The sequence below is a fragment of the Curtobacterium sp. B8 genome (assembly GCF_000333315.1).
In the GTDB taxonomy this organism is placed as follows: Bacteria; Actinomycetota; Actinomycetes; order Actinomycetales; family Microbacteriaceae; genus Curtobacterium; species Curtobacterium luteum.
The window spans coordinates 1-4244 of the sequence record NZ_BACW01000410.1; the positions used below are offsets into that span (position 1 = coordinate 1).

4 protein-coding genes and 1 pseudogene are annotated in these 4244 nt (G+C 71.3%); 4 read left to right on the top strand and 1 reads right to left on the bottom strand.

Translation table 11 applies throughout. From position 1 onward, the window contains the following. On the bottom strand, positions 1-298 hold a 298-nt coding region (locus I59_RS22095; protein WP_022903860.1), incomplete at its 3' end, for a DUF308 domain-containing protein. A 181-nt stretch (positions 299-479) separates the two neighbouring features. Here I59_RS22095 and I59_RS10650 point away from each other — a divergent pair. The 4 genes and pseudogenes from I59_RS10650 to I59_RS10665 all read left to right on the top strand — a co-directional run. Continuing rightward, positions 480-2021, top strand: a complete 1542-nt coding sequence (locus I59_RS10650) for an aldehyde dehydrogenase family protein (RefSeq protein WP_022903861.1) — start codon at positions 480-482, stop codon at positions 2019-2021. Further along, positions 2021-2410: a DUF779 domain-containing protein gene (locus tag I59_RS10655; protein WP_022903862.1), complete on the top strand. Its 390-nt coding sequence runs from the start codon at positions 2021-2023 to the stop codon at positions 2408-2410. The genes I59_RS10650 and I59_RS10655 overlap by 1 nt, the downstream gene beginning before the upstream one ends. A gap of 156 nt (positions 2411-2566) precedes the next feature. After that, a complete protein-coding gene (locus tag I59_RS20915) occupies positions 2567-3532 on the top strand; it encodes a helix-turn-helix domain-containing protein (RefSeq protein ID WP_083882054.1) in 966 nt (321 codons plus the stop codon). Between the two features lie 346 nt (positions 3533-3878). After that, positions 3879-4244 (top strand): annotated as a pseudogene (locus I59_RS10665) (transcriptional regulator); the annotation flags it as partial.

Below are 4244 nucleotides of genomic sequence, written 5' to 3' on the forward strand. Positions count from 1 at the left end.
CGAGGACGGCATACACCACCAGCGGGACCGCGGGATCGACGAGGCACAGCAGGCCGGCGAGGCCGACCAGGACGCCGACCACGCCGGACGTCCACCGCCACACGGGGGCCGTGCCGTGCCCCCGGACCGCGGCGAACACGCGCAGCGCGCCCGCCACGACCAGGTACACGCCGAACAGGACCGCCACGAGGACCAGCGTCGGACGCGGCCAGGCCACCGCCACCACCCCGAGGGCGATCGCCACCACGGCGGTCACCACGACGAACACGCGGAACGTGCGGACGGCACGAGAGTCCACGAGCTTCCTCCCTGATCGGCGCTGCTCGGACTCCGACGGTACCCGGGGGTGGACACCACGGTTGCGCGGCCACGTGCAGCCGGGCGGGTGAGCGTGCAACCGGATGCAACCTGCCCGGTCGTACCGTGCCGTGCAGGCGCGGACCCAGCGTCACCGACAACGTCGTCGAAAGGTGTCCACCATGACCATCGCACCGTCCCCGTCCACCTACGCCGCACCCGGCGAGGCGGGCTCGCTCGTGGAGTACCGGTCGCGGTACGACCACTTCATCGGCGGGGAGTACGTCGCCCCCGCGGGTGGGCAGTACTTCGAGAACCCCACGCCGGTGACCGGCAAGGTCTTCTGCGAGGTCGCCCGCGGTGACTCGACCGACGTCGACCGCGCGGTGGAGGCCGCGTGGAAGGCGTTCCCGGCGTGGGGGAGGACGAGCGTCGCCGAGCGGGCCACGATCCTCAACCGGATCGCGGACCGCATGGAGGAGCACCTCGAGATGCTCGCCGTCGCCGAGACGTGGGAGAACGGCAAGCCGATCCGGGAGACGCTCGGCGCCGACATCCCGCTCGCGATCGACCACTTCCGCTACTTCGCCGGTGCGATCCGTGCGCAAGAGGGCTCGACGGGGGAGATCGACCACGACACCGTGGCCTACCACTTCCACGAGCCGCTCGGCGTCGTCGGGCAGATCATCCCGTGGAACTTCCCGATCCTCATGGCGGTGTGGAAGCTCGCGCCTGCCCTCGCCGCGGGCAACTGCGTCGTCCTCAAGCCCGCCGAGCAGACCCCCGCCTCGATCCACGTGCTCGTCGAGCTCATCCGCGACCTGCTGCCCGCCGGGGTCCTCAACGTCGTGAACGGTTTCGGCATCGAGGTCGGCGCCCCGCTCGCGCAGCACCCCGACATCCGCAAGGTCGCGTTCACCGGCGAGACCACCACCGGCCGGCTCATCATGCAGTACGCGTCGCAGAACCTCATCCCGGTGACGCTCGAGCTCGGTGGCAAGAGCCCGAACGTGTTCTTCGCCGACGTGGCCCAGGAGCAGGACGCGTTCTACGACAAGGCCCTCGAGGGCTTCGCCTTCTTCAACCTCAACCAGGGCGAGGTCTGCACCTGCCCGTCCCGAGCCCTCGTGGCGAAGGAGATCTACGACGGCTTCGTCGCCGACGGCCTCGACCGGGTCCGTGCGGTGAAGCAGGGCCACCCCCTGGACCCGTCGACGATGATCGGGGCGCAGGCCTCGAACGACCAGCTCGAGAAGATCCTGAGCTACATCGACATCGGCAAGCAGGAGGGCGCGAAGCTCCTGACCGGTGGCGAGCGCGCGGACCTCGGCGGCGAGTTGTCCGGCGGGTACTACGTCACGCCGACGGTGTTCGAGGGCGACAACGCGATGCGCATCTTCCAGGAGGAGATCTTCGGGCCGGTCCTGGCGCTGACGTCCTTCAGCGGCTACGACGACGCCATCCGGATCGCCAACGACACGCTCTACGGGCTCGGCGCCGGGGTGTGGAGCCGTGAGGCCACGACGCTGTACCGGGCGGGACGAGACATCCAGGCCGGGCGCGTCTGGTCGAACACCTACCACCAGTACCCGGCGGGTGCGGCGTTCGGCGGCTACAAGCAGTCCGGCATCGGGCGCGAGAACCACAAGATGATGCTCGAGCACTACCAGCAGACGAAGAACCTCCTCGTGTCCTACGCCGAGGGTCCGATGGGCTTCTTCTGATGAGCACCGCCCGCGTGGCGGCCACCCCGGCGGCGGAGGAGCTCCTGCGCTCCCTCGCCGCCCGGCACGGCCCGCTGATGTTCCACCAGTCGGGCGGCTGCTGCGACGGCTCGAGCCCGATGTGCTACCCCGTCGGCATGTTCCGCACGGGCCCCGGTGACGTCCTGCTCGGCGCACTCGACGTCGACGGGATCGACCCCGTCGAGGTCTACATGTCCCGCGCGCAGTTCGAGTACTGGAAGTACACGCACCTCACGATCGACGTGGTCGACGGGCGGGGCGCTGGTTTCTCGCTCGAGGTGCCGGAGGGGAAGCGCTTCCTGACCCGATCGCGGATGCTGACGGACGACGAGCTGGTCGACCTCGGACTCGTGCCGCAGGGGCGGTAGCGGGCCGGGAATCCGGTCGCCAACGGCGTGGATCATCCGCAGAACGCGGGTGGTCCGCGCCGTTCGTCCGCCTGGCGCAGTTCTCGGCCGCTGACGACCTCGCGACACCCCTGCGCGAGGCTGCGGCGTCGGTGGCGTGCGACAAGATCGCACCGCATGCCTTCTGACTCTCCTCGCGCCGAACACCTGGACCGGCGCGGCCTCGACATCGACGAGGCGGTGTCCTTCTACGAGCGTGTCTACGCCAGTCACGACATCCACATCAGCGGCGCGACGCGCGGCGAGTTCGCGTGGCGGTACCGCACCGTCGGGGACGAGCACGTCTCGGTCAACACCTCGGCCGTCGGCGCGCGGCGGTGGGGCACGATCAACCCGGGCAGGCAGTACATCCTGGCGTGGGCGACACGTCCCGGCATCCTGCTCGACACGGATTCGAGCAGCCCGCTCGAGATGGTCCCGGGTGTGCCCGTGATGTACCCGGCGCACCGGGAGTTCACGTTCGACGCGACGCCGAACACGCAGCACCTGGTCCGGTTCGACGGCGACTTCCTCGAAGCGGTCGCCGCAGCGCACCGGGACGGCGTCCCCGGGCCGCTGGTGTTCCGCCGCCACCCGGACCCCGAAGCGCTGCGGACGCTGCAGCGGGTCATCTCCGCCGCCGGACCCGAACTGCTCCACGTCGACACGGCACGATCCACCCGCATCCGGTGGAACCTCGCCCTCGCGGAGGCCGTGGCAGCGGCGTTCGACGCCTCGCCCCGGAAGCGCGTCGTGCCGCCCGCCGGGACGGCCCGGTTCCGATCCGCACAGGAGTGGATCGTGGCGAACGCCCACCTCCCGATCTCGGTCACGGACGTCAGCCGAGCATCCGGTCTCAGCGTGCGTGGTCTCCAGGACGCCTTCCAACGCGAGGTCGGCATCACGCCGATGCGGTTCCTGCGTGAGACGCGCCTGCACCGCGTGCGCGCGGAGCTGCTCTCCGCCGACGCCGCGGAGACCACCGTCGCGGAGGTGGCGCGAGCGTGGGGGTTCTCCCACCTCGGCCGCTTCGCCGCCTACTACGAGCAGGTGTTCGCGGAGCTGCCGTCCGCCACGCTCCGACGACCGCTCGCTCCGCGGTAACAGCGGCAGCCGCGGCAGCTGTGGGCCCCTGCACGGCTCCCGCCGTCCGGCGGTCGTCGGCGGGGCACTGGTCGAGAACCCTCCCGTCGTGAGAGGGTTGATGCCAGCCGGATGGTTACCGGCGAGAGCGTTCCCTCCCTGATCCAGGACGAACGCTCGGCCGCGGGGGACGTCCGTCCAGCGGCGGATCGTCCCCCGCGCGCTTCCGGCGCCGAACGCGCCCACTGTGCCCACTGTGCCCACTATGCCCACTGCGCCACCGCGGATCTGGTCCGCGCGCCAGGTCGGACGTAGGCTGACCGCACCGACCGCGACGACGCGGCGGGGGATCCGGACAGGAGGCCGCATGCGCGCACCGTCCGGCCTCCGTCCGCTCGTGGCCGAGTCGTGGCGCCGGTCTGCCCGCGTCGACCCGGACGGGCTGCCGCCACTGGCGCTCGGCCGCGACGAACTCGACGCGGTCCGACGGGCGGGACCACTCGGCACCGCCCTGCCGGTCGTCCGGCGACTCCTGCTGGACGATGCCCGCGCCGCCGGCTGCATCGTCGCCCTGGCGGACGCCGCAGGACGTCTCGTGTGGGTGGACGGGGCGCACCGGGCCCGCAGTGCCGCCGAGGAGATGGGCTTTGTGCCCCGGCGCGGACTGGGCGGAAGAGCACGCCGGCACGAGCGCCCCGGGAACGCCCCTCGGCTCGGTCGTCCGGTCCAAATC

Bases quoted from the DNA above. Each gene is read 5' to 3' on its own strand.
- I59_RS10650 (WP_022903861.1), top strand. From the start codon at position 480: ATGACCATCGCACCGTCCCCGTCCACCTACGCCGCACCCGGCGAGGCG.
- I59_RS10655 (WP_022903862.1), top strand. From the start codon at position 2,021: ATGAGCACCGCCCGCGTGGCGGCCACCCCGGCGGCGGAGGAGCTCCTG.
- I59_RS20915 (WP_083882054.1), top strand. From the start codon at position 2,567: ATGCCTTCTGACTCTCCTCGCGCCGAACACCTGGACCGGCGCGGCCTC.